23 protein-coding genes are annotated in these 26371 nt (G+C 61.4%); 17 read left to right on the top strand and 6 right to left on the bottom strand.

The annotated features are described in order from the left end of the window. Positions 1-84: 84 nt before the first annotated feature. The 4 genes from HX807_RS12225 to HX807_RS12210 form a co-directional block, all read right to left on the bottom strand. Entirely contained in the window at positions 85-1002 is a 918-nt protein-coding gene (locus HX807_RS12225; protein WP_008436999.1) for a response regulator transcription factor, read from the bottom strand. Beyond that, entirely contained in the window at positions 999-2417 is a 1419-nt protein-coding gene (locus tag HX807_RS12220; protein WP_177050100.1) for an aminotransferase, read from the bottom strand. The genes HX807_RS12225 and HX807_RS12220 overlap by 4 nt, the downstream gene beginning before the upstream one ends. Before the next feature lie 25 nt (positions 2418-2442). Next, positions 2443-3543: a polyamine ABC transporter substrate-binding protein gene (locus HX807_RS12215; RefSeq protein WP_177050098.1), complete on the bottom strand. Its 1101-nt coding sequence runs from the start codon at positions 3541-3543 to the stop codon at positions 2443-2445. 104 nt (positions 3544-3647) lie between these two features. After that, entirely contained in the window at positions 3648-4142 is a 495-nt protein-coding gene (locus HX807_RS12210) for a DUF1543 domain-containing protein (RefSeq protein ID WP_177050096.1), read from the bottom strand. Positions 4143-4250: 108 nt separating this feature from the next. On the opposite strand from HX807_RS12210, the gene HX807_RS12205 reads away from it, so the two are divergent. After that, positions 4251-5072 (top strand): aldo/keto reductase, encoded by an 822-nt coding sequence (locus tag HX807_RS12205; protein ID WP_177050094.1) that lies wholly within the window; start codon positions 4251-4253, stop codon positions 5070-5072. A gap of 55 nt (positions 5073-5127) precedes the next feature. On the opposite strand, the gene HX807_RS12200 is transcribed toward HX807_RS12205, so the two are convergent. Next, entirely contained in the window at positions 5128-5643 is a 516-nt protein-coding gene (locus tag HX807_RS12200) for an Hcp family type VI secretion system effector (RefSeq protein ID WP_003208034.1), read from the bottom strand. Positions 5644-6119: 476 nt separating this feature from the next. On the opposite strand from HX807_RS12200, the gene tssA reads away from it, so the two are divergent. Genes tssA through HX807_RS12120 form a run of 16 tightly spaced genes read left to right on the top strand, consistent with a single transcriptional unit; the run spans position 6120 to position 26024 of the window. After that, entirely contained in the window at positions 6120-7673 is a 1554-nt protein-coding gene (gene tssA, locus HX807_RS12195) for a type VI secretion system protein TssA (protein WP_177019440.1), read from the top strand. Positions 7674-7705: 32 nt separating this feature from the next. After that, positions 7706-8203 (top strand): type VI secretion system contractile sheath small subunit, encoded by a 498-nt coding sequence (tssB, locus tag HX807_RS12190; protein WP_003208038.1) that lies wholly within the window; start codon positions 7706-7708, stop codon positions 8201-8203. A 28-nt stretch (positions 8204-8231) separates the two neighbouring features. Further along, entirely contained in the window at positions 8232-9707 is a 1476-nt protein-coding gene (gene tssC, locus HX807_RS12185; RefSeq protein ID WP_003208039.1) for a type VI secretion system contractile sheath large subunit, read from the top strand. Further along, on the top strand, positions 9704-10129 hold the full coding sequence (gene tssE, locus HX807_RS12180) for a type VI secretion system baseplate subunit TssE (protein ID WP_003208041.1): 426 nt from the start codon (positions 9704-9706) through the stop codon (positions 10127-10129). Before tssC ends, tssE begins: the two co-directional genes overlap by 4 nt. Then, positions 10119-11894, top strand: coding sequence for a type VI secretion system baseplate subunit TssF (gene tssF, locus HX807_RS12175; RefSeq protein WP_177050091.1), 1776 nt, complete (start codon positions 10119-10121; stop codon positions 11892-11894). The genes tssE and tssF overlap by 11 nt, the downstream gene beginning before the upstream one ends. Then, positions 11858-12865 carry a type VI secretion system baseplate subunit TssG gene (tssG, locus tag HX807_RS12170; protein ID WP_008437010.1) on the top strand — a complete coding sequence of 336 codons (1008 nt, stop codon included), beginning with the start codon at positions 11858-11860 and terminating at the stop codon, positions 12863-12865. The genes tssF and tssG overlap by 37 nt, the downstream gene beginning before the upstream one ends. Positions 12866-12877: 12 nt before the next feature. Next, positions 12878-15442 carry a type VI secretion system ATPase TssH gene (tssH, locus tag HX807_RS12165; RefSeq protein WP_177050089.1) on the top strand — a complete coding sequence of 855 codons (2565 nt, stop codon included), beginning with the start codon at positions 12878-12880 and terminating at the stop codon, positions 15440-15442. Further along, a complete protein-coding gene (locus HX807_RS12160; RefSeq protein ID WP_087694178.1) occupies positions 15442-16974 on the top strand; it encodes a sigma-54-dependent Fis family transcriptional regulator in 1533 nt (510 codons plus the stop codon). The genes tssH and HX807_RS12160 overlap by 1 nt, the downstream gene beginning before the upstream one ends. A 33-nt stretch (positions 16975-17007) precedes the next feature. Then, positions 17008-17139, top strand: a complete 132-nt coding sequence (locus tag HX807_RS12155) for a hypothetical protein (protein ID WP_003208049.1) — start codon at positions 17008-17010, stop codon at positions 17137-17139. A gap of 18 nt (positions 17140-17157) precedes the next feature. After that, positions 17158-18339: a type VI secretion system-associated FHA domain protein TagH gene (gene tagH / locus HX807_RS12150; protein ID WP_177050087.1), complete on the top strand. Its 1182-nt coding sequence runs from the start codon at positions 17158-17160 to the stop codon at positions 18337-18339. A gap of 5 nt (positions 18340-18344) precedes the next feature. Then, positions 18345-18827: a type VI secretion system lipoprotein TssJ gene (gene tssJ, locus HX807_RS12145; RefSeq protein WP_177050085.1), complete on the top strand. Its 483-nt coding sequence runs from the start codon at positions 18345-18347 to the stop codon at positions 18825-18827. A gap of 1 nt (position 18828) precedes the next feature. Then, positions 18829-20157, top strand: coding sequence for a type VI secretion system baseplate subunit TssK (gene tssK / locus HX807_RS12140; RefSeq protein ID WP_177050083.1), 1329 nt, complete (start codon positions 18829-18831; stop codon positions 20155-20157). Positions 20158-20161: 4 nt separating this feature from the next. After that, positions 20162-21022, top strand: coding sequence for a type IVB secretion system protein IcmH/DotU (icmH, locus tag HX807_RS12135; RefSeq protein ID WP_134326851.1), 861 nt, complete (start codon positions 20162-20164; stop codon positions 21020-21022). A 15-nt stretch (positions 21023-21037) separates the two neighbouring features. After that, on the top strand, positions 21038-24424 hold the full coding sequence (gene tssM / locus HX807_RS12130) for a type VI secretion system membrane subunit TssM (protein WP_177050081.1): 3387 nt from the start codon (positions 21038-21040) through the stop codon (positions 24422-24424). Then, complete coding sequence (locus HX807_RS12125; protein WP_177050079.1) at positions 24421-25158, top strand: PP2C family serine/threonine-protein phosphatase; 738 nt, start codon at positions 24421-24423, stop codon at positions 25156-25158. The genes tssM and HX807_RS12125 overlap by 4 nt, the downstream gene beginning before the upstream one ends. After that, a complete protein-coding gene (locus tag HX807_RS12120) occupies positions 25146-26024 on the top strand; it encodes a serine/threonine-protein kinase (RefSeq protein WP_177050131.1) in 879 nt (292 codons plus the stop codon). Before HX807_RS12125 ends, HX807_RS12120 begins: the two co-directional genes overlap by 13 nt. Here the strand turns inward: HX807_RS12120 and HX807_RS12115 are convergent. After that, positions 26021-26350: a DUF6388 family protein gene (locus HX807_RS12115; protein ID WP_087694170.1), complete on the bottom strand. Its 330-nt coding sequence runs from the start codon at positions 26348-26350 to the stop codon at positions 26021-26023. The genes HX807_RS12120 and HX807_RS12115 overlap by 4 nt on opposite strands. Between the last annotated feature and the right edge of the window lie 21 nt (positions 26351-26371).

The raw sequence follows: 26371 nt of genomic DNA, 5'->3' as shown, positions 1-26371 counted from the left end.
GGGTATCTCCTTGGGTAAAAATGCTGAGCGTACCGGATTCAGGTGGTTATTTCCTGGCAAAGTTCCCCTGGGTTGCCTGGACGGTCAGGATCGGGCCATTACGCCGCTGTGGGTCAGCCAATCGATAAACAGCGCAAACAGCTCCGCCTGGGAGTTGATTTCAAGCTTGGTATACAAATGCTTGCGGTGCATGCGCACGGTTTCCGGGGAAATGCCCAGCACCTGCGCGGTGGATTTCACCGAGTGCCCGCGCAATATCAGGTGGGCGATTTCCCGTTCGCGCACGGTCAATACGCCGCTGCCAAAATGCATGAACGCCGCTTCAATCTGCTGATGCACCTGGGTCTGGGTGAAGGCCTCGTCGCTGATCACCTTGCACAGCCCGCCCGTGGTGCCGAAGCGGCGCAGCAGTTCGCGCACGATGGGTTGGGCGGTTCGTTGCAGTGCCAGTTGTTCGTCGCTGAACTGGCCGGCACTCAGCCCCTGGAACATGCACAACGAAATCTTGCTGTTGGGGCACAGGTCGACGATGTAGTAGCTCTCCTGGGCGCCGCCGCTGCGCAGGTAGTAGGTTTTGTAGTACTCGCTGTTGAAGAAATCGTCCGGGGCGATCTGCGCCAGGTGGTAGAAACCTTCGGCCAGGCCCTTGTCTACCGCGAGGCAGAACGGGTCCAGCAGGTAGCCCCGGGAGAAGTAACGGTTGATGATCTCTTCGTAGTGCGGCCGGGGGATGCCTTGCTGGTAGAGCAAGTGTGGCGCCTGGCCCTGGCGCTCCAGGCTGATCATCATCGATTCGATAGGGGTCAGCGCACTGAGGGCGCAGGCCAGGTGTTCGAGAAATGACGCTTCGTCGACGCTGGCGAAGGCGTGGGCCAACGCACCATTCCAGGCGTCAAGCACCTGGAAGGACGGGGCAGGGCAGTGATCGGCATGCTGGTTCATGCCGGCCAGTCTACCCGCCGGCCAGGGCCCCGGCAAAAGCACCGGGGCGCCCAGGCTCATCGGCCTTGATACTCGCCGCTCTGGCGCAGCTCTTCGGCGGTGTCGAGGATGCACTGGCGCAGGATTTCCACCACTTGATCCACCTGGGCATGGGTGATGATCAGCGGCGGCGACATCACATTCAGGTGGCCAATGGGCCGTACCAGCAAGCCTTTGGCCTGGGCCCGCAGGTGGATCTTCTCGCCGATGTTCACCGCGTCCGGCAGCAGCGCCTTGGTGTGTTTGTCGGCGACGAACTCAATGCAGGCCATCAGCCGCTGGCAGCGCACATCGCCCACCAGCGGCAGGTTGGACAGGGTTTGCAGGCGCTGTTCGAGGTACACACCGACGTCTTCGACATGGGCCAGCAGGTTTTCCCGCTCGATGATCTCGATGTTCTTCAGCGCCGCCACACAACTCACCGGGTGGCCGCTGTAGGTGAACCCGTGGGTAAAGCAGCGGCCCTTGCCCGGCTCGCCGATCACTTGCCAGATGCGCTCCGAGAAAATACACGCGCCCAACGGCAGGTAGCCGGACGTCAGGCCCTTGGCGGTGGTGATGATGTCCGGTTGCATGTCGAACACTTCCTGGGAGGCGAAGAATTTTCCCAGCCGGCCGAAGGACGTCACCACTTCATCCGCCACGTAGAGCAGGTCATAACGTTGGCAGACTTCCCACATGCGCCGGTGGTAACCCTTGGGCGGAATGATCACGCCGCCCGAGCCCATGATCGGTTCGGCAAAGAACGCGGCCACTTTGTCGGCGCCGATGGTCAGGATCTTGTCTTCGAACTCATCCACCAGGAAATCGAGGAACTGCGCCTCGCTCATGCCCTGCGGCGCCCGGTAGTAGTTGGGGCACGAAATGTGGTGGAACAAGTCGCTCATGAAATCGAATTCCGGCGCGCGGTCGGCGGCCTTGTTGCCGATGGACATCGTGAGGAACGTCGAGCCGTGATACGCACTGAAGCGCGAGATGATGTGTTTCTTCTCATGCTTGCCGCGACTGTTCTGATAGAACTGCACCAGGCGGTAGGCAGTATCGACGGCGGTGGAGCCGCCGGTGGTCAGGAACACATGATCAAGATCGCCGGGAGCCAGGCTGGCAAGCTTGGCGCACAGTTCGATAGCGGTGACGTTGGCCATGTCGCAGAACGGGTTGGAGTACGCCAGCTGGCGAACCTGGTTGGCGATGGCGTCTGCCATTTCCTCGCGGCCCAGGCCGATATTCGTACACCACATGCCGCCGACCGCATCCAGGTAGCGGTTGCCGGCGGTGTCGTAGATGTAGGCGCCGTCACCCGCCGCGATATTCAGTGAGCCTTGTTCACGGTGTTCGTCGAACATATGAAAACCGTGCATGTAATGGGCCTTGTCGGCGGCGTCCAGTTGGTCGTGGTCGAACTGGGCGAAAAAGTCAGGATTTGGCAGGGTCATGGCGTTTACCTTCAATGGCTGGGTTTCACTTGCCGGTCTTCACGGCATTCCAGGTACGGGTGATCAGGCGCACGGCGGCTTGGGACTGGCTTTTCTGGGTGAACAAGCGTTGCATCGTCGCCGAGTCCGGGTAGATGGCCGGGTTGTCGCGTATATCGGCATTTACAAAGGGCTTGGAGGCCAGGTTGCTGTTGGCGTAGTGAATGGTGTTGCTGACGCCGGCGATCACTTGCGGTTGCAGGAGGAACTCGATGAACTTGTGGGCATTCGCCACATGGGGTGCGTCGGCCGGGATGTAGAAGTTATCGAACCAGATCAGCGAGCCTTCCCTGGGGATGAAGTAACTCAGGTTGACCTTGGCCCCGGCTTCCGCCGCCCGGGCCTGGGACGTGGCGTAGTCGCCGGACCAGGTGGTGGCCATGCACAGCTCGCCATTGGCCAGGCCGTTGATAAAGCCGCTGGAGTCGAATTTGCGGATGTACGGGCGCACGGCCATCAGCACATCCTGAGCGGCCTTGAGGTCTTTGGGCGCCACGCTGTTGGAGTCCAGGCCGAGGTAGGTCAGGGCCAGCGGGATCATGTCGGTAGGGGAGTCGATGAAGGTGATGCCGCAGTCGGCAAAGCGCGAAATGATCTTGGGGTCGAAGATCATCGCCAGTGAGCCGATGGGCGCATCCGGCATGCGTTCCTTGATCTTGTCGATGTTGTAGGTCACGCCATTGCTGCCCCAGGTGTAAGGCGCGGAATAGGTCACGCCCGGATCATGGGTTTCCAGGCTTTTCAGCACTTGCGGGTCGAGGTTGTTCCAGTCCGGCAGCAGCGCTTTGTTGAGGGGCTGGAAGGCCTGGGCCTTGATCAGCAGCGGCACCAGGGACGCGTTGAGCACCACCAGGTCATAGCCCGAGCGCCCGGACAGCAGCTTGCCCTGCACGGTTTCGTAGGAGTCGTAGGTGTCGTAGATCACCTTGATGCCGGTGGCTTTCTCGAAGTCGGCGAGGGTGTGTTCCCCGATGTAATCGGCCCAGTTGTAGATGCGCAAGGTGTTGCCCGGGTCGTCAGCGGCCTGGCTGACGGACGTTGATGCAAGCAAGACAGCGCTGAACAGGGCGATAACGGCTTTATGCATGGCGAACCCACCTTGATGTTGTGCTTGTTGTCAGGCCGAGGGGCTGATTGCACTTTCAGGCAGGTGGCGGGTGGGGCGCCATACCCCGTTCGGGTAGGAGGCGGTCAGGGCAGTACGATGTAGTCGTTTCGCGTGATGACCGGGCGGTGTACGCCGGGTTCCAGGTGGATGTAGCGCCCGTCTACCAGGTCGATGGGCAGGCAGTCGTCGATATCCAGTACGCCGTCGGTGTGGGATTGCGTCCAGTGCGTGAGCATCTGCTGTTTGCCTTGGGCTGCCGCCTCCCTGGCCGTGCGCGCAACCACCAGCAGGTAGTGGTGTGCCTCGCCAAAGACGTTCGATTCATACCCGCCCAGGTTGATGAAGTACAGGCGCGGCGCCGCGGCGTTCGGCGCCAGGTGGCTGAGCTGGACTTTCCAGCCGTCAACGCCATCCACCGTCATCCAGGAGTCGATATGCACACCTTTCTGGCTGCCGAACCAGCCCTCGCGCAGTTGCGGGTAGGCGGCTTCCAGGGTGTCGGCGACGGCGAACACCACATCATGCACTTCGATTTTCGCCCGGGGGTGCTTACCCCCCAACATGACCACAAACAGCATTGCATGCCCTTTCTATGGCTGGGATGGAAAGGGCCACCTTCCTTCGATTGAACCCTTTTGTCCAGTCGGTGCCACACTGTTAATTCGCAAATTCATCAGGAGGTTGTCATGCGCACCATTGATCTGGCCGGCGTACCCGTCCCTGTCATCGGCCAGGGGACCTGGCGCATGGGCGAGGATCCCGGCAAGCGCAGCGCCGAAGTGGCCGCGTTGCAACTGGGTATCGATGAGGGCATGACCCTGATCGATACCGCTGAAATGTATGGCGAAGGCGGTGCCGAAGAAGTCGTCGGCGAGGCGATTCGCGGCAAGCGCGACCAGGTGTTCCTGGTCAGCAAGGTGTACCCGCACAATGCCAGCCACAAGGGCATTCCACGTGCATGTGAGGCCAGCCTCCAGCGCCTGGGCACCGACTACATTGATCTGTATCTGTTGCATTGGCGTGGGCAATACCCCCTTGAAGAAACGGTAGAAGCCTTCGAGCGCATGCGTGAGGCAGGCAAGATCGGTCGTTGGGGTGTGTCCAACTTTGATGTAGCAGACCTGCAGGAGCTGGCTTCCCCGGCCTGTGCCACCAATCAGGTGCTCTACAACATCGAGGAGCGCGGCATCGAGTTCGACCTGCTGCCATGGTGGCAGCAACACAATTTACCCTTGATGGCCTACTGTCCCATCGCCCAGGGTGGCGAGCTGTTGGCCAGCCCGACCCTCAAGCAAATTGCCCGTCGCCACGAGGTCACACCCGCCCAGGTTTCCCTGGCCTGGGTCTTGCGCCAGGACGGGGTGATCGCGATTCCCAAGGCGGTTACGCCAGAGCATGTCCGGCTCAATGCCGCAGCGGCGAAGCTGGTGCTGGATGAGCACGACCTGGACGCGATTGACCGGGTTTTTGGGGCGCCGAAGCGCAAGCATCCGCTGGCGATGGTCTAGTGGCCGACAGAAACGGTGCCGTCCATGGCGATGCCGTTTCTGTTTCGGTGGCTGCTTAGCCGGCTACCGGGCTGCGCCAGTCATCAGAGCCAGACGTACCGGAGACCTCATGGGTCCAGACGATTTTCCGGTAAGTGAAATACACATCCTCCAGATGCGTGAAGTGTGCGTTGTTCGGGTCCTGGCAATTGGGCATCCGTGACTGGATGTCCACCAGGATCGCGTCTTCCAACTCGATGGTGAAGTAGTGTTCCTGGGTTCCGGCTGAAGAGGTTCGGTACCACTCAAGGCGGCACTTGACCATTTCCCCGGAGGTCAATGCGCTGAACAGCAATGGCGACGATTTATCGAATACCTTGCTGATCATCAGGGGCTTGTGCACACGCTGGCCGGTGGGCTGGCCGGATTGCGGGTCACGGGGAATGATCACCTGATGCTGGAATGCTTCCACCAGGATCTGGTCTTCATGGCCTTCCTGGTAAATGTTGCCGACCGAGTCCTGGGTGAACGTGCCTGCCGTGATCAAGCCTTGCTTGGTGCCGGTGATGGATAGATACGCGGGTGTTGGCATGACGGGTTTCCTTGCCTGATAAATGAGGTCGTCCCGGCCGACGGACTTGCCGGCCGGGTAATGCTCGATATCAAGAAGCGTGCCGGAAAGTTCGAGCGTCAATGAAAGCAGGGGGTTAAGGTTTTATTGGTTTTAATTTTGAACGGCATTAAAGGTTTTAATTCGATTTAGTTGTATTTGTTTGCGCAGGGGTGTGCAGTTAGTTGCTCATGTTGATGGGCGTTGTTATTCGCAGAGTTCACCTCATTCATGACGATGCCTGGCGCCTTGGCTGCGCAAATTCTTGCGCGTCGGCGATTTTTCTATTCTTGTAGGAAACTCCTTAACTGCTATTTGGTGGCTTGAACAATGCTTTTTGCATGGATAAGGTTAGTGCTCTTCTCGTAGGGAAGGCAAACTTTAATCAATGTCCTGATGTGCGCTTGAATGGCCATTAGTTCACTGAACATGTTCAGGAAAGTAAAGTGCGGCCCATAATGGTTTACTCAGACAGGCTTTCCGATTATTACCTCGAACTTGCGCAGGCACCCAACTCGAAAACGAGTTATGCGGGGGCCGATATGCGTTTTTCGACCGAGTATGAGGCGCTTGAAACTGAACTGGGCAAGGCGCACTCCATTCACGGAAACAGTCAGCCTGACTGGCAATGGGTCGTGGAAAAAAGCGAGGCGCTGTTACGCCACCAGTCCAAGGACTTGCGGGTCGCTGTCTGGTTGACCTGGGCCTTGCATCAGCGCGAGTCCTTCCCCGGGCTACTCGCAGGCCTCGGATTGCTGCGCTACCTCTGTGAGCATCATTGGGCGGTCGTTTATCCGGGCAAGCTGCGTACCCGCAGTGCCGCCTTTGGCTGGCTGGTCCCGCGCCTCGAGCAGGTGCTTGCACAACCTGTTTCGCTCAAGGATCAGCGGCCCTTGTTCCACTGCATGCTCGAACACCTGGCGCGGCTGGACGAGTTGTGGACCGAACACCTTCTCGAAGATGCGCCACTGTTACTGCCGGTTCGCAGGCAGCTGTCGGACCGATTGCAACAGTCCACCGAAAGCGAACCTCCAGCAGGCGGTAGCACAGGGGTGATCGCCCATATCAAGCAGGTCGCGACTCAGTTGATGGCGCCCGAGCCCATTGTGGAAAACGAAAAGGACGCCCACAAGCTGCTGCGCACGCTGCAGGAACATGCCCGGCCCTTGTCGGCCTGGTGGCAGCGCCAGAATGCCACTGACCTGCGCGCACTGCGTCTGAACCGAACGTTGACCTGGCTGACGATCACCAGTCTTCCGGACTGTGACAGCGAACAGGTAACGCCTTTGCGCGGGCCGGCGCCCGACAAGCTCAAGCGGTACCAGGAGCGCTTTGCCCAAGGGCAGCATACCGACCTGCTGCTGGAGCTTGAGGGCAGCCTGGCCGGAGCACCTTTCTGGTTCGACGGCTTGTACCGGGTGTGGGAGTGCCTGCAGGCACTCCAGGCCGATCTGGCCATGACCGAGCTGGAAGTGCACTTCGCGCTGTTGCTCCAGCGTTTGCCGGGGCTTGCACAGCTGCGCTTCCACGACGGAACACCCTTCGCCGACGACGTCACCCGTGGCTGGATCAACACCCAGGTTGCCCGCCATTTGCAAGCCCCGGTTCCACTCAGGTCGGCACCTGATGCCCCGGCTGCGCCTTGGGACAAAGCGTTGCACGACGTCATGCCCGTGCTGCGCAAGGACGGGTTCAAGGTGGCTGTGCGGTCCCTCAAGCAGGGCATGCAAACCGCAACAGGTGATCGTGCCCGGTTTCATTGGCGGCTTGGCCTGGCCAGGTTGTGTTTGCTGGCAGGCAAGCATGACCTGGCCAAAGTCCAGCTCGATCACCTGGACCACGAGCTGCAGCACTCAGGCCTGCAGCGCTGGGAGCCCGAGTTGGCGGTTGAAGTGCTGCAGCTCTTGCATGGCTGCTGTGACGTATTGCCCCAGAGCCATTCCGTGCGTGAGCGCAAGGAAGATGTCCATCGCAGGCTGTGCCACTTCGATCTCGAAGCGGTACTTGAATAGGCTTTCGAGCCCCCCGAAAAAGGAGAAACACCATGGCGAAAGAAGGTTCGGTAGCCCCCAGGGAACGCATCAATATCACGTTCAAACCCGCCGTCGGCACTGCGCAGGAAGAGGTCGAGCTGCCGTTGAAATTGCTGGTGCTTGGTGACTTCACCCAGCGTGAAGACCTGCGCAAGCTCGAAGACCGCAAGCCCGTCGGCATCGACAAGAACAGCCTCGACGAGGTGCTGGCCAAGCAGGCCTTGGGCCTGGCCTTGAGCGTCCCCAACCGGCTGCAGGATTCAGCCGAACCTGACGAGTTGGCGATCCGGGTCAGGATCAATTCGATGAAGGACTTCAATCCTGCACAGCTGGTTGAGCAGATACCCGAGCTGAAAAAGCTCATGGACCTGCGCGATGCACTTGTGGCGCTCAAGGGGCCGCTGGGCAACACGCCGAGCTTTCGAAAGGCCATTGAAAATGCCCTCGCCGATGACGATTCGCGCAAGCGGGTATTGGCTGAATTGGGGCTGGACAGCTCCGCCGTATGACTCTCTCAGTTAAAAGGACACTGACACCATGACTACCAGCCAAAGCCCGTCGCATGCGCCCATCACGGATGAGTACAGCATTCTCGACAACATCATTGCCCAGACCCGCCTCAGCGCCGACGACGAGGCCTACAGTATTGCAAAGCGCGGAGTCTCGGCATTTATCGAGGAGCTGATCAAGCCGCAAAACAAGGGCGAGCCGGTCAAGAAGCGCCTGGTTGACCGGATGATTGCCGAGATTGACGCAAGGCTCAGCCAGCAAATGGATGAAATCCTGCACCATCCCGACTTCCAGGCACTGGAGTCTTCCTGGCGTGGCCTGCAGTTGCTGGTTGATCGCACCAATTTTCGTGAAAACATCAAGATCGAACTGCTCAGCGTCTCCCGCCAGGACCTGCTGGATGACTTCGAGGACTCACCGGAGGTGACTCAGTCCGGACTCTACAAGCACATCTACAGTGCCGAATACGGTCAGTTCGGCGGCCAGCCCGTAGGGGCAATCATCGCCAATTATTTCCTTTCCCCCAGTGCTCCCGATGTCAGGCTGATGCAGTACGTTTCCAGCGTGGCCTGCATGGCCCATGCACCGTTCATTGCGGCGGCCGGCCCTGGCTTCTTCGGCCTGGAGAGCTTTACCGGCCTGCCTGACCTCAAGGACCTGAAGGACCATTTTGAAGGGCCGCAGTTTGCCAAATGGCAGAGTTTTCGCCAGAGCGAAGATGCCCGCTACATCGGCCTCACCGTACCGCGCTTTCTATTGCGCACGCCGTACGATCCCGTTGATTGTCCGGTCAAGACGTTCGCCTACCAGGAACATGTGGCCAGCAGCCACGAACACTATCTGTGGGGTAATACGGCCTATGCCTTTGCTACCCGCTTGACGGACAGTTTCGCCCGGTATCGCTGGTGCCCGAACATTATCGGCCCGCAGAGTGGTGGTGCAGTGGAGGACTTGCCGCTGCATCACTTTCACAGCATGGGCGAGATCGAAACCAAGATTCCTACCGAGGTGCTGGTATCCGACCGACGCGAATACGAGCTGGCGCAAGAGGGCTTCATTGCCCTGACCATGCGCAAGGGCAGTGACAATGCAGCGTTCTTTTCCGCCAGTTCGGTGCAAAAACCCAAGTCTTTTGGAATCAGTGCCGAAGGCAAGGCTGCCGAGCTGAATTACCGGCTCGGTACCCAATTGCCGTACATGATGATCGTCAATCGCCTGGCCCACTATCTCAAGGTGCTGCAGCGTGAACAGCTGGGGTCGTGGAAGGAGCGCACCGACCTTGAGCTGGAACTCAACAAATGGATTCGCCAATACGTAGCCGACCAGGACAACCCCAGCACCGAAGTGCGTGGACGGCGCCCGCTTCGGGCTGCGCGCATTGTTGTCAGTGATGTCGACGGGGAGCCCGGCTGGTATCGCGTCAACCTGAGCGTTCGCCCGCACTTCAAGTACATGGGGGCAGACTTCACTCTGTCGCTCGTCGGCAAGCTCGATAAAGAATGAGCCGCCGCCACGTGATTACCCAAAACCGCAGCCTTTTCGAGCGCCTGGAGTCCGGCGTGGGGCGCAGCCCGCAAGGTTGCGTCGTGGAATCCGTGGCGGGGCATCTGGCGAAAATGCTCAGCACCCGTGCGGGCAGTGTCCAGACGCTACCTGATTACGGGTTACCTGATCTGAATGACATGCGCCTCAGCCTGCATGACGCGTTGAGCCAGGCTCGGTTCCTGATTGAGCGCTTTATCCAGGCCTACGAACCCCGTCTGAAGGATGTCCGTGTCAAGGCATTGCCACAGGACCGTGACCCGATGGTGCTGGCTTTTTCCATCGAGGGGGCCATGGAAGTCAATGGCATGACGCAAGCGGTCGCCTTTTGCGCCAGCCTGGCTCACGGCGCACGGGTCGAGGTCAAACCGAATGTCGTTTAGCCGCTACTACCAGGGCGAGCTGAGCGCACTGCGACAGTTGGGGCGACGGTTCTGCGAGCGCAACCCGGCACTCGCGCCGTTTCTTGGGGACGCTGGCCAGGACCCGGATGTAGAACGGTTGCTTGAGGGTTTTGCATTCCTCACCGGTCGCCTGCGGCAGAAGCTTGATGATCAATTGCCGGAGTTGAGTCACTCGTTGATGCATCTGCTGTGGCCCAACTATATGCGGCCGCTGCCGTCGTTCAGCATGCTGCAGTTTGATCCGCTCAAGCGCACAGGGCCGGCCATCAGGGTCGAGCGGGATACACCGGTGGAAAGCATTGCGATCGACGGTGAACGCTGCCGTTTTCGTACCTGTTACCCGACGCAGGTCTTGCCGCTGCAACTGGCCGCCATGGAGTACTCGGTACAGGGCGAGGGCGCTTTGCTCTGCCTGCGTCTGGAGATGACGGCCGAGGGCAACTTCAGTGAGCTGGAACTGAACTGCCTGCGTTTGCATCTCGCGGGGGAGCAGCCCGTCAGCCAGGCGCTTTACCTGGGGCTTTTGCGCCACCTGGACGGGTTCGAGTTGCTGCCTTTCGGGCGCGACGGGCTGCCGGTCATCGGCGCCGACGGCGAGCCTGTTTCGTTGCGTCTGTCCAGCAACGATATCAGTCCTGTGGGCTTTTCCGAGGATGAGGCACTGATCCCTTATCCGTTGAATACCTTTCGTGGCTATCGCCATTTGCAGGAGTACTTCGCCTTTCCCGACAAATACCTGTTTGTCGATGTGAGTGGCCTTGGCGCGTTGAGCAGGTTGCCTATTGACGTACTCAAGCAGCTACATGGCGTGACGTTACGCTTCGACATGCGTGGTCGCGGTATTGAGCGAATGGCGCCTACCCTGGACAACGTGAAGCTGTACTGCACGCCCATCGTCAATCTGTTCAAGCACGACGGCGTACCGATTCGCCTGGACGGCAAGCAGGACGAATACCTGTTGTTGCCTGGCGAATACGCCAGGGGGAACTGCGGTGTATTTTCCGTCGACAAGGTCACGGGATGGCGGCCGGGAGGCCTCGGGTACCAGGAATATGTTCCGTTCGAATCGTTTGAGCACGATTTTGGCAGCGCCGCGCCCAGCTATGGCGTTCGCCAGCGGCCATCCCTGCAACATGCCGGCCTGGATACCTGGCTGAGTTTCGACCGGTGTCCAGTGCATGAACAGGAAACCCTGTCGATTGAACTGACCTGCACCAACCACAACCTGCCATGCCTGCTGCAGGTGGGCGATATCAATCAGGCGTGCGAACAGACGCCCGAGTTTCTCTCGTTTCGCAACATCACCGCGGCAACCCCCAGCTTTGCGCCACCCCTGGACAGCGACTTCCTGTGGCGACTGATCAGCAATATGTCGCTCAACTATCTGTCATTGACCGATATCAACGCCTTGAGGGTGATCCTCGAAACCTACGACCTGCCGCGTTATCACGACCGCCAGGTGGAAAAGGTCAGCAGGCGAAGGCTGGGCGCCCTCCGTTCGATCAGTCACCAGCCCGTAGACCGGCTGCACCGAGGCCTGCCATTTCGCGGCTTGCGGGTTGACCTCACCATCGATCCTGAAGGCTACCTGGGGGAGGGCGACGTGTTCGTCTTTGCTTCGGTGCTCAACGAGTTCTTCGCGCTTTACGCCAGCCTCAACTCGTACCACGAACTGCGAGTCATCAGCACACAAGGAGACGTGTACCTATGGCCACCCCGGATGGGCCAGCAGCCCCTGCTTTAACCGCACTGTCCCGAGTGATTCGCGAGTACTCGGTGTTTCAGGCGGTTGCGCAGATTATCGAGCGCCTGCGCGAGGCGCATCCCTCGCTGGACGATGAGGCGCTTTACGATCAATTGGAGTTCCAGGCCAACCCAGGCTTTGGCTTTCCCGGCAACGACATTGATCGTGTGGAGTTTTTTGTCGAGCACGGCCATTTGCGGGCACGGCTTCGCCTCAATGTGCTGGGCCTGTTTGGTACAGGGTCACCGCTGCCGGCGTTCTATGGCGAGCAAGCCTTTGCCGAGGTAGCGGGCGGTAATCCGACGCGGGAATTTCTTGATCTTTTTCACCATCGCCTGCACCGGCTGATAGTGCCGATCTGGCGAAAATATCGTTATCAGGCGAGTTTTCAAACGGGCGCCCGCGATCCTTTTTCCGAGCAGATGTTTGCATGGGTGGGCCTGGGTGGCAGCGCGATTCGCAGCGCGGCTCAACTGAACTGGAAACGCCTTTTGCCCTACCTGGGGCTGCTGAGCCTGCGCGTGCACTCCGCCGCGCTGATCGAGACCGTGCTGCGTTATTACTTCAAGCACAACCGGCTGGTCATCGAGCAGTGGGTCGAGCGCAGGGTAGTGATCGACCAGGAGCAGCGCAATGACCTTGGTCGCGCCTATAGCTCGTTGGGTTCGGACCTGGTGCTGGGGGAGTGCCTTATCGACCGCAGTGGCATGTTCAGGGTTCATGTATTGGCACTCGATTGGCAGCGTTTTCACGAGTTTTTGCCCACCGGGGCGGGTTACGAGCCGCTGTGTGCGCTGGTGCGTTTTGCCGCCCGGGACCCCTTGGAATACGACGTGCGACTGGTGTTGGCGGCGGGCGAGGTCCGGCCGTTGCACCTTGGCGAGCACAACGTCTGCCGCCTGGGCTGGACCAGTTGGCTGGGGCATGAGCGGGCAGACGGCGTGGTCATCCTGGCCAGTAAAAATCATTAGGGATTGATGGATATGATGAATGTGGATCTGCAACAACTTATCCAGGCATTGACGGCGTCCACACGGCGCGACCTGGAACGCAGCGCCGAGCGTTGTGTCACCCGGGGCGGCGGCGAGGTGCTGGTGGAAGACTTGCTGCTGACGCTCCTGGAGCATCCCGAGGGTGTTCTTATGCGAGCGCTGCAGGATGCGGGCGTGGATGCCGGGGAATTGCAGGCCGTGCTGCAACCTCGGGTCGACCAGAGCGCGTCCCGCAATCCGGTGTTTTCGCCCGCCCTGGTGCAATGGCTGCAGCAGGCGTTGCTGGTTGCCCATCTGGAGCTGGGCCGACGGGAAGTGGACCATGGCGCCTTGCTGCTCGCCTTGTTGCGCAACCCGATGCAGCACGCTGGCAGCCGTTACCAGGCGGTGATGAGCACGCTTGATGCACCGCGTGTGCTCGGATTTCTCTTGAGTGAAAACGCGCAGGCGGCTCCCGCTGAGGCGGGGAGTTCCTTGCTGGAGCGCTTTACCCATGACCTGACTCGCCAGGCCCGGGACGGGAAACTCGACCCCGTGCTCTGTCGCGATAACGAAGTCCGGCAAATGATCGATACGCTCGCGCGGCGGCGCAAGAACAACCCCATTCTGGTGGGCGAGGCGGGTGTCGGGAAAACCGCGATAGTCGAGTGCCTGGCCCTGCGGATCGTCAGCGCGCAAGTGCCAGAGGTGCTCAGGAAGGTGCGCCTGCTGACGCTGGACATGGGCCTGCTGCAAGCCGGTGCCAGTATCAAGGGTGAGTTCGAGCGCCGCCTCAAAGGCTTGATCGATGAGGTCAACGCCTCGCCGCAACCGGTCATCCTGTTCATCGATGAGGCCCATACCCTGGTCGGCGCAGGCGGCTCGGCCGGCAGCTCCGATGCCGCCAACCTGCTCAAGCCAGCGCTGGCACGAGGTGAGTTGCGTACCATCGCCGCGACGACCTGGTCGGAGTACAAGAAGTACTTCGAGAAAGACCCGGCGTTGGCGCGGCGTTTTCAGCCGGTGCAGGTGCACGAGCCGACGGTTGACGATGCCGTGACGATTTTGCGTGGGTTGGTCCCGGTGTATGAGGCCAGCCACGGAGTCTACGTGCGCGATGACGCCGTGGTCGCCGCCGCGCAGTTGAGTGCCCGCTACCTGGCCGGCCGCCAGTTGCCGGACAAGGCTGTGGACGTGCTGGACACCGCTTGTGCCCGGGTGCGGATCAGCCTGGTCACGGCGCCGGACGAACTGCAGCAGTTGCGCGCCGAACTGGCCGAGGGCACGCGCCAGCAACGTGCCGTGCGCAGGGATGCCGACGCGGGGTTGGCCATCGATGAACAGGTGCTGCAGCACCTCACCCGGAGACTGGAAGAAGTAGAAGTCGCACAGTTACAGCTTGAACAACGCTGGACCCACCAGCGCGAACTGGCCGAGAAGGTGCTCTCGCTGCGCCAGCAACTTGCCGACGCCGGTAACCTTGGCGAAAGCACTGAGGCTCTCGCTCCGCTCCTGGCCCAGAACCATCAGGCGTTGCAGGCCATACAGCACGAACAGCGATTGCTCAGCTTCGAAGTATGCCCACGGTTGGTGGCACAGGTTATCAGCGCCTGGACGGGTATTCCCCTGGAGCAGCTTGCCCGCGAACACAGCGCGAAGGTCCTGAACTTTGCGGATGATCTGCGTGGTCGCATCCTCGGCCAGGAAGGTGCCGTGCAGGTCCTGGACCGTTGCCTGCGGGCTGTCGCGGCCGGCGTGAACAAGCCTGATGCCCCCGTGGGGGTATTTCTGTTGGTGGGCCCCAGTGGTGTCGGCAAAACTGAAACAGCCCACGCCCTGGCCGACCTGTTGTATGGCGGCGAGCGCTTTGTCACCACGATCAACATGTCTGAATACCAGGAGAAACACTCACTGTCCCGGCTGATCGGCGCACCACCGGGTTATGTCGGTTACGGGGAGGGCGGGGTGCTGACTGAGGCGGTGCGGCAAAAGCCCTATTCAGTGGTGCTGCTCGATGAGGTGGAAAAGGCCGATCCGGATGTCCTGAACCTGTTTTACCAGGTGTTCGACAAAGGGGTAGCCAATGATGGAGAAAAACGTGAAATCGACTTTCGCAATACCCTGATCCTGATGACTTCCAACCTGGGCAGCGATCTTGTCACCGGGCTGTGCGCCGACAGTCAACGACCGGCTGTCGAAGTACTGCACGCCGCGATCCGGCCGGTACTGACAGCTCATTTCAAGCCGGCGCTGCTGGCCCGTATGCGAGTCGTGCCGTATTACCCGGTGGCAGGCGCGGTGCTGCACCAACTGATTGAACACAAACTTCAGCGCCTGGGCCAGCGTCTGCTTCAGCGCAAGCTCGCATTCAGTCACGCAGGGGATCTTGTCGCACACATGGCCGAGCACTGTAGCCACAGTGGGAGTGGCGCGCGGTTTGTCGACCAATGGATCGAGGAAAACCTGTTGCCGCAGGTGGTGGATCGCCTGCTGGATGCGATGGCCGTTGGCAAGTCCCTGCAGTTCGTCCATGCCAGGCTGGATGCCAACGGCACCGTAATCTGTGAGTTCAGCTGATGGCGGACAATCCGTTTACCCAGTTGCCAAGCCCGCTGGACTACGCCGCTGCCTTGTTGGGATGGTTTACCCGGTTGGGCATCAATAGTGACGAATCGACATTGGCCGATGACTTTGCGGCAGGCGCCGCGCAATTGAGCGGCTGCGAGCTTGGCCAGTTGTACTTGCTCGACCAGGCCACCGGCCGCCTCGAACTGGCTGCCCAGTATTTGCCGGGCCTGTCGCCGCCAGGGGCGGTTGTGAGCTCGGGCGCGGATTTTCGGAACGAGCAACTGTTGCAGTACGTGCTGCAACAGAACCGGGTGTTTAACCTCACCGAGGCAGGCAGCAGTGTGTATGACACGGGGTTTCTGCCAGCGGGCGCGGCGTCCTGGCAATCACTCCTGTGCGTGCCGTTACCGGGGCCGAGCAAGCAGGTATCCGGGATGGTGTTGTGTGCCAGCCTGCGAGCGACGGAGCTGGCTGGCTACGGTGCGTCCCTGGGCCAATTGGGCAGTTTTGTCTTGAGCCAGTTGGCCCTGTTGCGGCGAATGCGCCGGGCTCCCGGTGCGTTGAAGGTGGTTCGCAGCACCCGCAGCACCAGCGCCTACGGCTTGATCGGAAACAGCACGGCCATGGACGAGACGTGCCGCCTGATCGGCAAGGTGGTGCATAGCCCCTACACCGTGCTGCTCCGGGGCGAGACCGGCACCGGTAAAGAGGTGGTCGCCCGGGCCATTCATGCTGCCGGCCCGCGCAGCAGCAAGGCATTTGTGGTGCAAAACTGCGCAGCGTTTCCCGAAGGCTTGCTCGAAAGTGAGTTGTTCGGTTACCGCAAAGGCGCGTTCACCGGGGCCGAAAGAGACCATGCCGGCCTGTTTGACACCGCCCACGGCGGCACGCTGCTGCTCGACGAAATCGGTGATATGCCGCTGTCACTGCAGGCCAAGTTGTTGCGGGTCCTGCAGGAGGGCGAGATTCGGCCGTTGGGTGCCAACACGTCCCACAAGGTCGACGTGCGAATCGTCGCGGCGACCCACCGGGACCTCACCAGCATGGTGGCTGAAGGAAGCTTTCGCGAGGACCTTTATTACCGGCTGGCGCAGTTTCCTATCGAGTTGCCGGCGCTGCGCCAGCGGGACGGGGACGTGCTGCAACTGGCCCGGCATTTCGCCGACAAGGCCTGTGCACTGTTGGGGCGAGCCACGGTGGGCTGGTCGAGTGCGGCCCTGGATCAACTGTCCAGCCACCACTTTCCCGGCAACGTTCGTGAGCTCAAATGCATGGTGGAGCGGGCGGTGCTGCTGTGCGACGACGAGGTGATCCTGCCTGCGCATTTATCGCTGCCATCAACCCTGTCCGCGCCCGCTGTCGACGCAACGCTGCGCCAGCGCATGGAGCGAGTCGAGCGGGTAGTGCTGATCGACTGCCTGCGCAAGAACCGTGGCAATCGAACCCGCACCGCCCGTGAACTGGGCCTCGCCCGGCGCACGTTGTTGTACCGCCTTGCACGCCTGGACATTCCGTTTGGCGAAGTCCAGGGAGAGTGCTGAATGGCACACCCTTTCAATTCCGGGAGATACCTGATGCCTGTTAGTCAGTGGCAAGCCCTGGTGCTTGTGTTGTTTTTGCTGAGTGGCTGTAACACCAATCATGTCTTTGACGACGATGACTACCGTCCGCTGGGTGATCCACGGTCCACCGGTCGTGGCCTGTGAGCGCGGAGGAGTCCTGCCATGCAGCTAGTGTTTGAGGTGTGCCCTGCGGGGCCAGCAGAGTCCGCGCCGGCGCTGCGCAAAGTCTTTGACGGTGTGGGGGGCGTCATCGGCCGGGGGGGCGGTTGCGACTGGACCCTGCCTGACACCAGTCGCCAGGTTTCCGGTCGTCACGCGGTGATCAGTTATCGTGACGGCCGGTATTTCCTGACGGATATCAGCAGCAATGGAACCCGCCTGGCAGGCCGCAGTGAGCGTCTGCATGAGGGGCAGCAGCAACCGATAGATGACGGCGCGGTATTTCAGCTGGGGCCGCTGAGTATTCGCGCACGACTGGTCAGCCCACCGCTGGGACAGGGCCAGGACGGATTACACAGGCTGATTCCCGATGATGCATTCCTTGAGCTGGACCCACTGCGGGCACTGGCCAGCGAACTGCAGCGCGAGGACGGGTCGCAAGAGCTGGCGGCCCTGAACATGACCACCTACGAGACATTGCGCTGGACGGACCACGCGGCGGCGGACCGGGATCACCTGACGGTTCCCGAACTTGTGAAGCCTGCGCGCCAGGTTGCCCCAAGTCCGCAATCGCCCGTTCCAGGTCACGGCTCAGGGCCATTCTGGTTGGGGTTTGCGCAGGCACTCGGTATTGATCTGGGCGACCTCGATGAGTCGGCAAGAGAAGTCCTGGCGATCAAGGCCGCGAGCTTGCTCCGGCAAATGACTGAAGGGTTGCAACAGAGCCTGGGCACCCGTAACGAGCTCAGGCAAGAGCTGAAACTGGCACTCACCCAGACGCCGCTCCAAAGCCCCAACCCACTTAGAGACAGCGCAGACGCCAGTGCGGCCTTGGGGTCGCTGCTGGGTGTCGGGCAGCTGGGGCAGGTTTCCGCCGAGATGCTTGTCATGCGGGCGTACCGCGACATGCAGGCTCACGAGGTGGCCTTGCTGGCGGCCTGCCGCGCGGCAGTACGCGGCGCTCTGGCAGCCTTTGCGCCCGGCCATTTGCTGCTGTGCTTCGAGCGCCAGGCAAGGCCGCCGCTGATTCCCCGGTGTGGCGCCCGCTGGCGCGCGTACCAGCGCCATTACCAGGCACTGATCGAGGACGAGCACTTGAGCGAGCGCCTGCTGGGCAGCGACTTCGCCAAGGCGTACGAGGAACAGATTCGTCTGATCTCAACCCTTCACCGTTATCCAGGATGATCTTCATGTCCCGAGTCACCGTTGCATTGTTGTGCGCTGTAATGGGTTTGCTGGGTGGTTGCTCCCTGTCGCCCTTTTCGAAGTTGACCAAGCTGGACCTGACACTGACCGCCAGCGAACGGGTCAACCCTGATCTCCATGGTCGCCCGTCGCCGATCGTGGTGCACCTGATGGAGCTTCGACACGCCGTGGCTTTTGAAAATGCGGACTTTTTCAGCCTTTATGCTCATGCCGAGCACACGTTGCCCAAGGACCTGGTGAACCTCGAAGAGCTGGAGTTGCGCCCCGGCGATCACTCCACGCTCAAACTCAGTCTCGAGCCAGGCAGTCGTTATGTCGGCGTGCTGGCGGCGTACCGTGATTTGCCTCACTCGCAATGGCGCTATGTGTTGCCGGTGACCGCGCAGCGATTGACCGGCGCTGAACTGATCCTTGATCAGGCCGGCATTCGGTTGGTCAACCCGCAACCCGCGAAGGTGGGCGACTGACATGTACAGCCAAAAAGTCATCTGGCAGGAAGGCATGTTGCTGCGCCCTCAGCATTTCCAGCAAAACGATCGGTACCACGATCAGCAACTCACGCGCCGCACCCAGCTGTTGTGCCGTCACGCCTGGGGCTTCCTGGCCCTGGAAATCGATGTGCAATACCTCAATATGGGCAAGGTCGTTATCAGCCAGGCCAGCGGCATATTGCCGGATGGCAGCCTGTTCGAGCTGGGCGGCGCGATGGAGTCGCTGGTGCTGGAGGTTCCGGTAAATACCGGGAAGCAGTCGATCTACCTGGCCTTGCCGCTGGCCACAGGTAACTGTGTTGAAGCCCGTCGACCCGAGCAGATTGATGTGTTGGCGCGCTACAAGACTCTTGCGGTAGACGTCAGCGACTCCAACGCCGGGGAAGAAGCTCGTCGTCAGGTCAATTGCGGGCAGCTGGATTTTCGCCTGTTGCTGGGGGAGCAACACAGCGACCCGCATTACGTGAAGCTCAAGGTTGCCCAGGTGCTCAGTTGCACCGAGGAGGGCGTCAGCCTGGACCCCGATTTTATCCCGAGCTTCATTCACCTGCATGGTTCCGGCTACCTGCTGTCTTGCCTCAAGGAAGTGATCAGCCTGCTCGCTTACCGGGGGGATGCCATCGCCGAGCGGATTCGCGCCAACGGTACCGCCGCCGGCGCGGAGGTTGGCGACTTCCTGATGTTGCAATTGATCAATCGCACCGAACTGGTCTTGCGTCACTACCTGGGCCTGAGCCAGGTCAGCCCTGAAACGCTGTATCGAACATTGCTGTCGATCCTGGGTGAACTCGCGACGTTTGCCAGCGACAGCAAGCGTGCGCACTTCGAGGGGCATTACCGGCACAGCGACCAGGGCGCCAGCTTTCGTGGATTGATGGAGCCGATTCGCAGCCTGCTGTCGATGGTGCTTGAGCAGCATGCCATTGAGCTGGCGCTGCAGCCTCGCCAGTACGGGGTGCTGGTGTGCCCGGTGAGCGATCTCAACCTGCTGGGTTCGGCGACCTTCATTCTGGCCGCCAGCGCCCATTGTGACGCCGAGGAGCTTCGACACCGGCTTCCGGCGCACCTCAAGGTCGGCCCCGTGGAGCGGATTCGCGAGTTGGTCAACCTGCAGTTGGCGGGCATCAAGGTCAAGCCGCTGCCGGTGGCTCCCCGGCAGATACCGTTTCATGCCGCCAACACCTATTTCATCCTTGAACTCGGTGCCCGGGACATTGAGCAGTTGAAGCAGTCGGGAGGATTTGCCTTCCACGTCAGCGGTGAATTTGCCGAACTGGAACTGAAATTCTGGGCCATCAGGAACTGAGACCATGGACAGGGAATACCCGCAGGACGAGAAAACCGTCCTGCTTGATCGACAGGGACGCGGACCGGCGCAGGGACCGATGACCGACTTCGCATCGCCGCCGCGTTTCGAACAACTGGAAGACCGGATGATCTACGCGGCCCGCTTGCAGGGCGCGGAGCATTTCGACATTGGCCTGAACAGTTTGGTGGCGCCTGCCTGGGAGCTGTTGTCCGAGGTGGTCCGCCTCAAGCGCAGTACCGCCGAGGAAAGCCTGCGCGCCCTGAATGAACGACTCTCGGCTGCAGTCACGCTGTTCGAGACGCGGGCCCGGCATGACGGGGCCCAGGCCAGCGAGGTCATGGCGGCGCGGTATGTGCTGTGCAGCGTGATCGACGAGGCAGTGGTCACCACCTCATGGGGCAGCCAGAGCGATTGGTCGAAGATGAGCCTGCTGAGCAGTTTTCACAACGAAACCTTCGGCGGCGAGAAGTTTTTCCAGTTGCTTGAGCGCATGTCGAGGGACCCCTTCAAGCACCTGGCGATGCTGGAGTTGATGTACCTGTGCCTGTCCCTCGGGTTTGAGGGCAAGTACCGGGTCATGGAGCGTGGGTTGTTGCAGCTTGAACAGGTTCGGGACGCGCTGTATCGGCAGATCCGGCATGTGCGGGGTGATACGCCTGCGGCGTGCGCGCCGTCGCCCAGGCCGGAACAGCCGCGCCGGAAACGGCTGAGGGTCGTGTCGCTCACCTGGATTGCAGTGTTTGTCGCCGCCAGCCTGTTGAGCCTGTATGCAGGATTTGCCTGGGTGCTGGGCCAGCAGCGTGAAGCGATGTTGCAACCGTATCAACTCGTGGCGCCGGATATGTTCCGGGCGCCGCTCTAACGCAGGGAGCAACGCATGAACGCATTCTTCAGGAGCGCGGGCGCCGTGCTGGGCAGGGTTTGGGTCTGGAGCCTGCTGCTGGTGCTCGCGGTCGCAATGACCGTGTGGTTCTTCGGGCCACTGCTGGCTGTCGACGACTATCGATTCTGGCAAGCGGCGGCATCGCGCTTGCTGACAATCAGCGGGCTGTTTTTGTTGTGGGGCCTGGCGATGGTGTATGCCAATTGGCGCAGTATGGCCCGGCAATCAACCGTCGATGACGGCGAGCCACGCCCGCGCAAAGGCCAGATTGAAAACGAGCAGCGGCACCTGCGCGGTCGCTTCAAGGACGCTTTGTACACCCTGAAACACTCCCGGATTTATGGTGAACGCAGCCCGCGTTGGCGTAATGCATTGCCCTGGTATTTGCTGATCGGCAAGGAAGGCAGTGGCAAGTCCCGGATGTTGGCCGCCAGTGGCTTGCAGTTGCTCCAGGATCAGGGCGCGTCGGTAGCGACGCAGGGCGGTGCCACGCGGGACTGTGACTGGCATTTCGCCGAGGACGGCGTGTTGCTCGACGTCGCCGGCCGCTACCTTACCCAGCCTGACAGCCAGGTGGATGGCGCGGGTTGGTCGACGCTGCTGGAGCTGCTCAAGGTGCGGCGCCGGACACGCCCGCTCAACGGTGTGGTGGTGGCGCTGTCCACGGACACATTGCTCCATGGCAGCGAGCGTCAGCTGGAGAATGAGGCGCGGGCAGTCCAGAGTCGGTTGCTGGAGATCCGCCAGACGTTGCATGTGGAGGTGCCGGTCTACCTGGTGGTGACCCAGGCCGACCACCTGCCGGGGTTTGCGGAGTTCTTCGAGCGGCCGTTGGGCGAAGGCAGTGATGCGGTGTTGGGCGAATCTATCGTCCCAGGCAAAGCGGGTATTGGCATTGCCCAGGTACGACAGGCGTTTGAAGCACTGCTGCAGCGCTTGAGCGGTGAGCTTGTGCAGCGCCTGCACCAGGAACGCAACAGTGATCTGCGCGGACGGATGCTCGACTTCCCCCATCAGGCGGCCCGGATTGGCGAGCGCCTGAGCCTCTATATCGACGTTGCTTTTTGCGGCCCGCGTTATCAGCACACCAACGGCTTTCGTGGTTTCTACTTGACCAGCGCCGACGGTGGCCCACAGGCACTTGAACCACGTGCGTACTTTATCCAGGGCTTGTTCAGCCGGGTGATTCTGGCGCAAGCCGACCTGGCGGACCTCGATAGCCAGGAGCGCCGTCGAATCCGCCGGCACCAGGGGGGGCTGGCCCTGGGCGCGCTAGTGGTCGTCGTGGCGGCGGGCTTGCTGTGGACCCACAGTTACTCCTCCAATCATCAACGTCTGGAGCAACTGCAGGCGCTGGCACGACAGCCCGCACCCGTGCAGCCTGGGTCAGACGCTACCCAGGCACTCCTGCCGCTGCTGGACAGCCGCCTGGCGGCCACGCGGATTTTCCCCTTGCCGGGTGAAGCCCGGCTGGTTGAGCGGATGGGGTTGTATCAGGGCAGTATCAGCCGTCCAGTGCTGGAGCAGGCCTACGAGCGTGCCTTGGGGCGGCTGTTGCTGTCCCAGGTCAGCGAGATGCTGCAGGAACAGGTTCGCGGCAGCCTGGAAGATCGTGAACGGCTGCTGGATAACCTCCGGGCGTACCTGATGCTCAACCTGCGGGAGCGTCGGGATGTCGGCTGGCTGCGTGAGCGGGTGGCGGGGCATTGGTCTGTACGGTTTGCCGGTGAGCCCTCCGTGCAAAACCGGTTGAATGAACATTTCGCGCGCTTGCTTGAGCAGCCGTTCGTGCAGCCGCTCGATGACGAGCTGGTGGCCCGCGCGCGCCACGTGTTGCGCGGCGAATCGCTGGTTGACGTGGTGTACCGGGTGCTGCGCGAACAAGCTCGCGGCCTTGAACCGTTGCGCCTTGCACACGGGCGGGTGTTTGACGGGGGCGAGCGTTCCATTCCGGGGTTTTATACCCGCACGTACCAGCGGCATTTTGAAGCGCAGGGCGCGCGGCTGGTGAATACCATCGTCCAGGACAACTGGGTGCTGGGAGAGGGCGCCGACCTGAGCGCCATGGATTTGCAACGGTTGATGGTGGAGCTTGAACGACGCTACTTCAGCGAGTATGCCGATGCCTGGAGCGAGGCGCTTGGGCAGGTTGGCCTGCGTGAAACTGAAAACTCCAGGCAAGCCGTCGAGCAGCTCGCCAGCTTGACGTCGGCCCAGTCGCCGTTGTTGCAGTTGTTGCAGCAGGTTCGTGACCACACGCGCCTGCCGTCGGCCAGTGAGCGCCTCGACGAGCTGGCTGCCAAGCTGCCTGGGCCAGCGGCAGAGCGGTTGCCGACCGCCGCCGGGCTGGTCAATGCCTTGCCCGACAGCGCACGGCGAGCCATGCAGCGCCGCTTCGAGCCCTTGCACCAGTTGCTGGACAGCCAAGAGAACCCGGGGGCCGAGTTGACCGGCGTGTTACAGGCGCTCAACGACTTGCACCTGCAGTTGGCGAGCTTGAATCGCGAAGGCGCGCCGGAGCCGGTCGCGTTCGAGATGGTCAAGCGGCGGATCCAGGGGCAACAGGATGCGCTGAGTAACCTGCGCAACGTGGCCGCTCGTTTGCCGCTGCCGCTGGCGGGCTGGTTCGAAAGCCTGGCCGACGAGCATTGGCGCCGCCTGCTCGACCAGGCCTATCGGCATGTGAACCAGCGTTATCAGAGCGAGGTATATGGTTTCTACAGCAGGGCGATCAAGCTGCGTTTCCCGTTCAATGCCCACGCCAGCAGCGACGTTTCCCTCAACGACTTCCAGGAGTTTTTCAAGCCTGAGGGGATCATGGCGCGATTCTTTGACAGCTATCTGAAGCCTTTCGTCAGCGGTGATTCCGGGCGCTACAGGCTGCGTAGCCTGGATGGGCGCAGCTTGCCGATGTCTCGGGCGTTGCTCGACCAGCAGGCGAAGGTGCAGGTGATCAGGCGCGGTTTTTTTGCGGATGAGCCGGGGGACTTGCAGGTTCGTTTCACGCTCGCACCCTATAGCCTGGACCCGTCGGTGAGTCGCGCGGTCTTGCGTTTGGGTGGCCAGCAGATGGAGTACCGGCACGGGCCGATTGTCCCCATGGCGATGCAATGGCCAGCCGAGGCTGAGAATGGTCGCAGCAGCCTGGTACTGGAGCGTGGCAGCGAGCGGGCGCTGGGGCTCGAAAAAAATACCGGGGCCTGGTCCCTGTTTCGCTTGTTCGACTTGATGCAGAGCGAACCCTCCAGCGGGCAGGATGAGCTGATCCTCAAGGCTGACCTGGCAGGCTTGCGCGCCAACTACCTGCTGACCAGCCGACGCACACCCAATCCATTCCAGATGGCGCAGTGGCGAACTTTTCGCCTGCCGGAGCAGTTGTGAGCCAACCTCGCGACCGCTGGCACAGCGCCGGTCGCACAGACCGTGGAAAGGTCCGTTTACGCAACGAGGATGCCTTTCTCGATTGCCCCGGGACGGGCTGCTGGGCCGTGGCGGACGGGATGGGCGGGCATCAGGCGGGGGATATCGCCAGCCAGTTGGTGGTCGATGGCCTGGCGTCATTGCCCGGCCAGGGCAGCCTGGATGAACGCGTCGAGGCGACCCGTCGTTGCCTGCAATGGCTCAACCGGCGGCTGGGCGATGAATTGACGCTGGCCTCCCATGGCGCCGAGGCCACCATGGGAAGCACGGTCGTGGCGTTGTTGCTTCAGGGCGATCGCGCTGCGTGTGTCTGGGCCGGTGACAGTCGTTGCTATCTGTGGCGCGGGCAGACGCTGTACCAGCTGTCGCGAGACCATTCGCTGTGTGAGCAATTGATTGACCAGCAGGTGAGCCCGGAACAGGCCAGGGCCCATCCAGACGCACGGGCCTTGACCCGGGCCATCGGCTCGCGGGCACCACTGAGCCCGCAGGTCCTGGAACTCGGTACCTTGGCAGGGGATGTGTTTCTGTTGTGCAGCGACGGCCTGTACCAGGCGCTTAGCCACTCTGAGTTGGGCCAGGCCTTGAGCCAGGGAAACCCGCAACGTGTCCTGGACCAGCTGTTTGCAGGTGTCTTGCGCGGCACGGCCGGCGACAACCTGACCGCTGTGGTGGTGCAGTCATACGCGACCTGACCCACTTTGCCTTTGCCAAGGCCCCGGTAAACCCACCGCGCGACGGAGCCCCCGAGTTGCTGGCCGGGCGATACCTGATCGAGCGCGTGTTGGGCGCAGGCGGCATGGGCGTGGTCTATCGTGCGCGGGACCTGCTGCACGAACAGTTTGGCGAACCCTGTTCCAGTGTCGCGATCAAGGTGTTGGGCGAAGCCATCCGCGAGTCTGCGGATGCCCACGTGTTGCTGTACAACGAGTTTGCCCTGACCCGCAGCCTGCGGCATGAGCAGGTGGTGCGTGTGTATTCATTTGAAGTGGATGCTCCCGGCCAGATCGCATTCTTTACCATGGAACTGCTCCAGGGCATGACTCTGGACCGGTTGCTGCTGGAGTGCCCCGGCGGTTTACCCTGGCAAGCGCTGCAAGGCATCGCCATGCAATTGCTCGACGCGTTGCGCCATAGCCATCAGCAGGGTGTGCTGCACGGGGATGTGAAACCCGCCAATGTCATGGTGGGAGACGGCGGGTTGCGCTTGTTCGATTTCGGTCTGGGCGAGGCTTGCGGGCAGGCCCGGGCGGGTTCTCCAGGCTTGAGTCGCAGCCGCTTCAATGCCTGGACGCCCGCGTACGCCGCGCCGGAGTTGCTGGCTGGCGGAGCACTGTCGGCCAGCGCCGACCTGTATGCAGTGGCCTGTGTGTTGTACGAATTGGCACAAGGCCGGCGCCACGCCAGTGACAGGCCGGCCCGGCCCAGGCAACTGCCTCGTCATTGCTGGCCTGTATTGCGTACGGCGTTGACGGCTGACCCTGAACGCAGGGCCGTTACCCTTGATGAATTACGCGCGGTGCTCGCTGATCGCAGGAAGGGCCTGGGCCGCTGGTTCTAGACGGGCAAGTCGTGCAGCTGGCAATACTCGAACCAACTCAGGCCTGCCATTTGCGCCACCTCCTTGTGCACCTCAAGGCGTTGCGCCTCGAACTCCGCCGGGGAATGCGCCGTCAATTTCAGCGTCAGTTCCCAGGCAAACAAGCCCTGTTGCTCCGCTTCTGCCTCGAAGGCTTCATGCAGGCGCTCGGCGCGGTACTGCTCCATGGTTTCCCCTTTGGCCTGGGCCGCCAGGGGGTTCAATGTATTCAGTTCCGCGGCCAGGGCCGGGTGTTCACTCAAGAATCGGTCCAGGGCTAGCTGGTGGTTTTCGCCGGGTTGGGACAAAGGTTTACTCCACGGTAAGAG

Source organism: Pseudomonas sp. D8002 (assembly GCF_013385695.1).
Classification (GTDB): Bacteria; Pseudomonadota; Gammaproteobacteria; order Pseudomonadales; family Pseudomonadaceae; genus Aquipseudomonas.
This window is presented reverse-complemented; position numbering and strand designations above follow the sequence as displayed.

What these genes read in the sequence shown, in the direction of transcription:
- tagH (WP_177050087.1), top strand. Translation starts at nt 17,158, where the DNA reads ATGCAGCTAGTGTTTGAGGTGTGCCCTGCGGGGCCAGCAGAGTCCGCG.
- HX807_RS12225 (WP_008436999.1), bottom strand. Translation starts at nt 1,002, where the DNA reads ATGAGCCTGGGCGCCCCGGTGCTTTTGCCGGGGCCCTGGCCGGCGGGT.
- HX807_RS12155 (WP_003208049.1), top strand. Translation starts at nt 17,008, where the DNA reads ATGCCTGTTAGTCAGTGGCAAGCCCTGGTGCTTGTGTTGTTTTTGCTG.
- tssG (WP_008437010.1), top strand. Translation starts at nt 11,858, where the DNA reads ATGGCCACCCCGGATGGGCCAGCAGCCCCTGCTTTAACCGCACTGTCC.
- HX807_RS12210 (WP_177050096.1), bottom strand. Translation starts at nt 4,142, where the DNA reads ATGCTGTTTGTGGTCATGTTGGGGGGTAAGCACCCCCGGGCGAAAATC.
- HX807_RS12205 (WP_177050094.1), top strand. Translation starts at nt 4,251, where the DNA reads ATGCGCACCATTGATCTGGCCGGCGTACCCGTCCCTGTCATCGGCCAG.
- tssK (WP_177050083.1), top strand. Translation starts at nt 18,829, where the DNA reads ATGTACAGCCAAAAAGTCATCTGGCAGGAAGGCATGTTGCTGCGCCCT.
- icmH (WP_134326851.1), top strand. Translation starts at nt 20,162, where the DNA reads ATGGACAGGGAATACCCGCAGGACGAGAAAACCGTCCTGCTTGATCGA.
- tssF (WP_177050091.1), top strand. Translation starts at nt 10,119, where the DNA reads ATGTCGTTTAGCCGCTACTACCAGGGCGAGCTGAGCGCACTGCGACAG.
- tssM (WP_177050081.1), top strand. Translation starts at nt 21,038, where the DNA reads ATGAACGCATTCTTCAGGAGCGCGGGCGCCGTGCTGGGCAGGGTTTGG.
- HX807_RS12220 (WP_177050100.1), bottom strand. Translation starts at nt 2,417, where the DNA reads ATGACCCTGCCAAATCCTGACTTTTTCGCCCAGTTCGACCACGACCAA.
- HX807_RS12215 (WP_177050098.1), bottom strand. Translation starts at nt 3,543, where the DNA reads ATGCATAAAGCCGTTATCGCCCTGTTCAGCGCTGTCTTGCTTGCATCA.
- tssJ (WP_177050085.1), top strand. Translation starts at nt 18,345, where the DNA reads ATGTCCCGAGTCACCGTTGCATTGTTGTGCGCTGTAATGGGTTTGCTG.
- tssB (WP_003208038.1), top strand. Translation starts at nt 7,706, where the DNA reads ATGGCGAAAGAAGGTTCGGTAGCCCCCAGGGAACGCATCAATATCACG.
- tssC (WP_003208039.1), top strand. Translation starts at nt 8,232, where the DNA reads ATGACTACCAGCCAAAGCCCGTCGCATGCGCCCATCACGGATGAGTAC.
- HX807_RS12160 (WP_087694178.1), top strand. Translation starts at nt 15,442, where the DNA reads ATGGCGGACAATCCGTTTACCCAGTTGCCAAGCCCGCTGGACTACGCC.
- HX807_RS12200 (WP_003208034.1), bottom strand. Translation starts at nt 5,643, where the DNA reads ATGCCAACACCCGCGTATCTATCCATCACCGGCACCAAGCAAGGCTTG.
- tssA (WP_177019440.1), top strand. Translation starts at nt 6,120, where the DNA reads ATGGTTTACTCAGACAGGCTTTCCGATTATTACCTCGAACTTGCGCAG.
- tssE (WP_003208041.1), top strand. Translation starts at nt 9,704, where the DNA reads ATGAGCCGCCGCCACGTGATTACCCAAAACCGCAGCCTTTTCGAGCGC.
- tssH (WP_177050089.1), top strand. Translation starts at nt 12,878, where the DNA reads ATGATGAATGTGGATCTGCAACAACTTATCCAGGCATTGACGGCGTCC.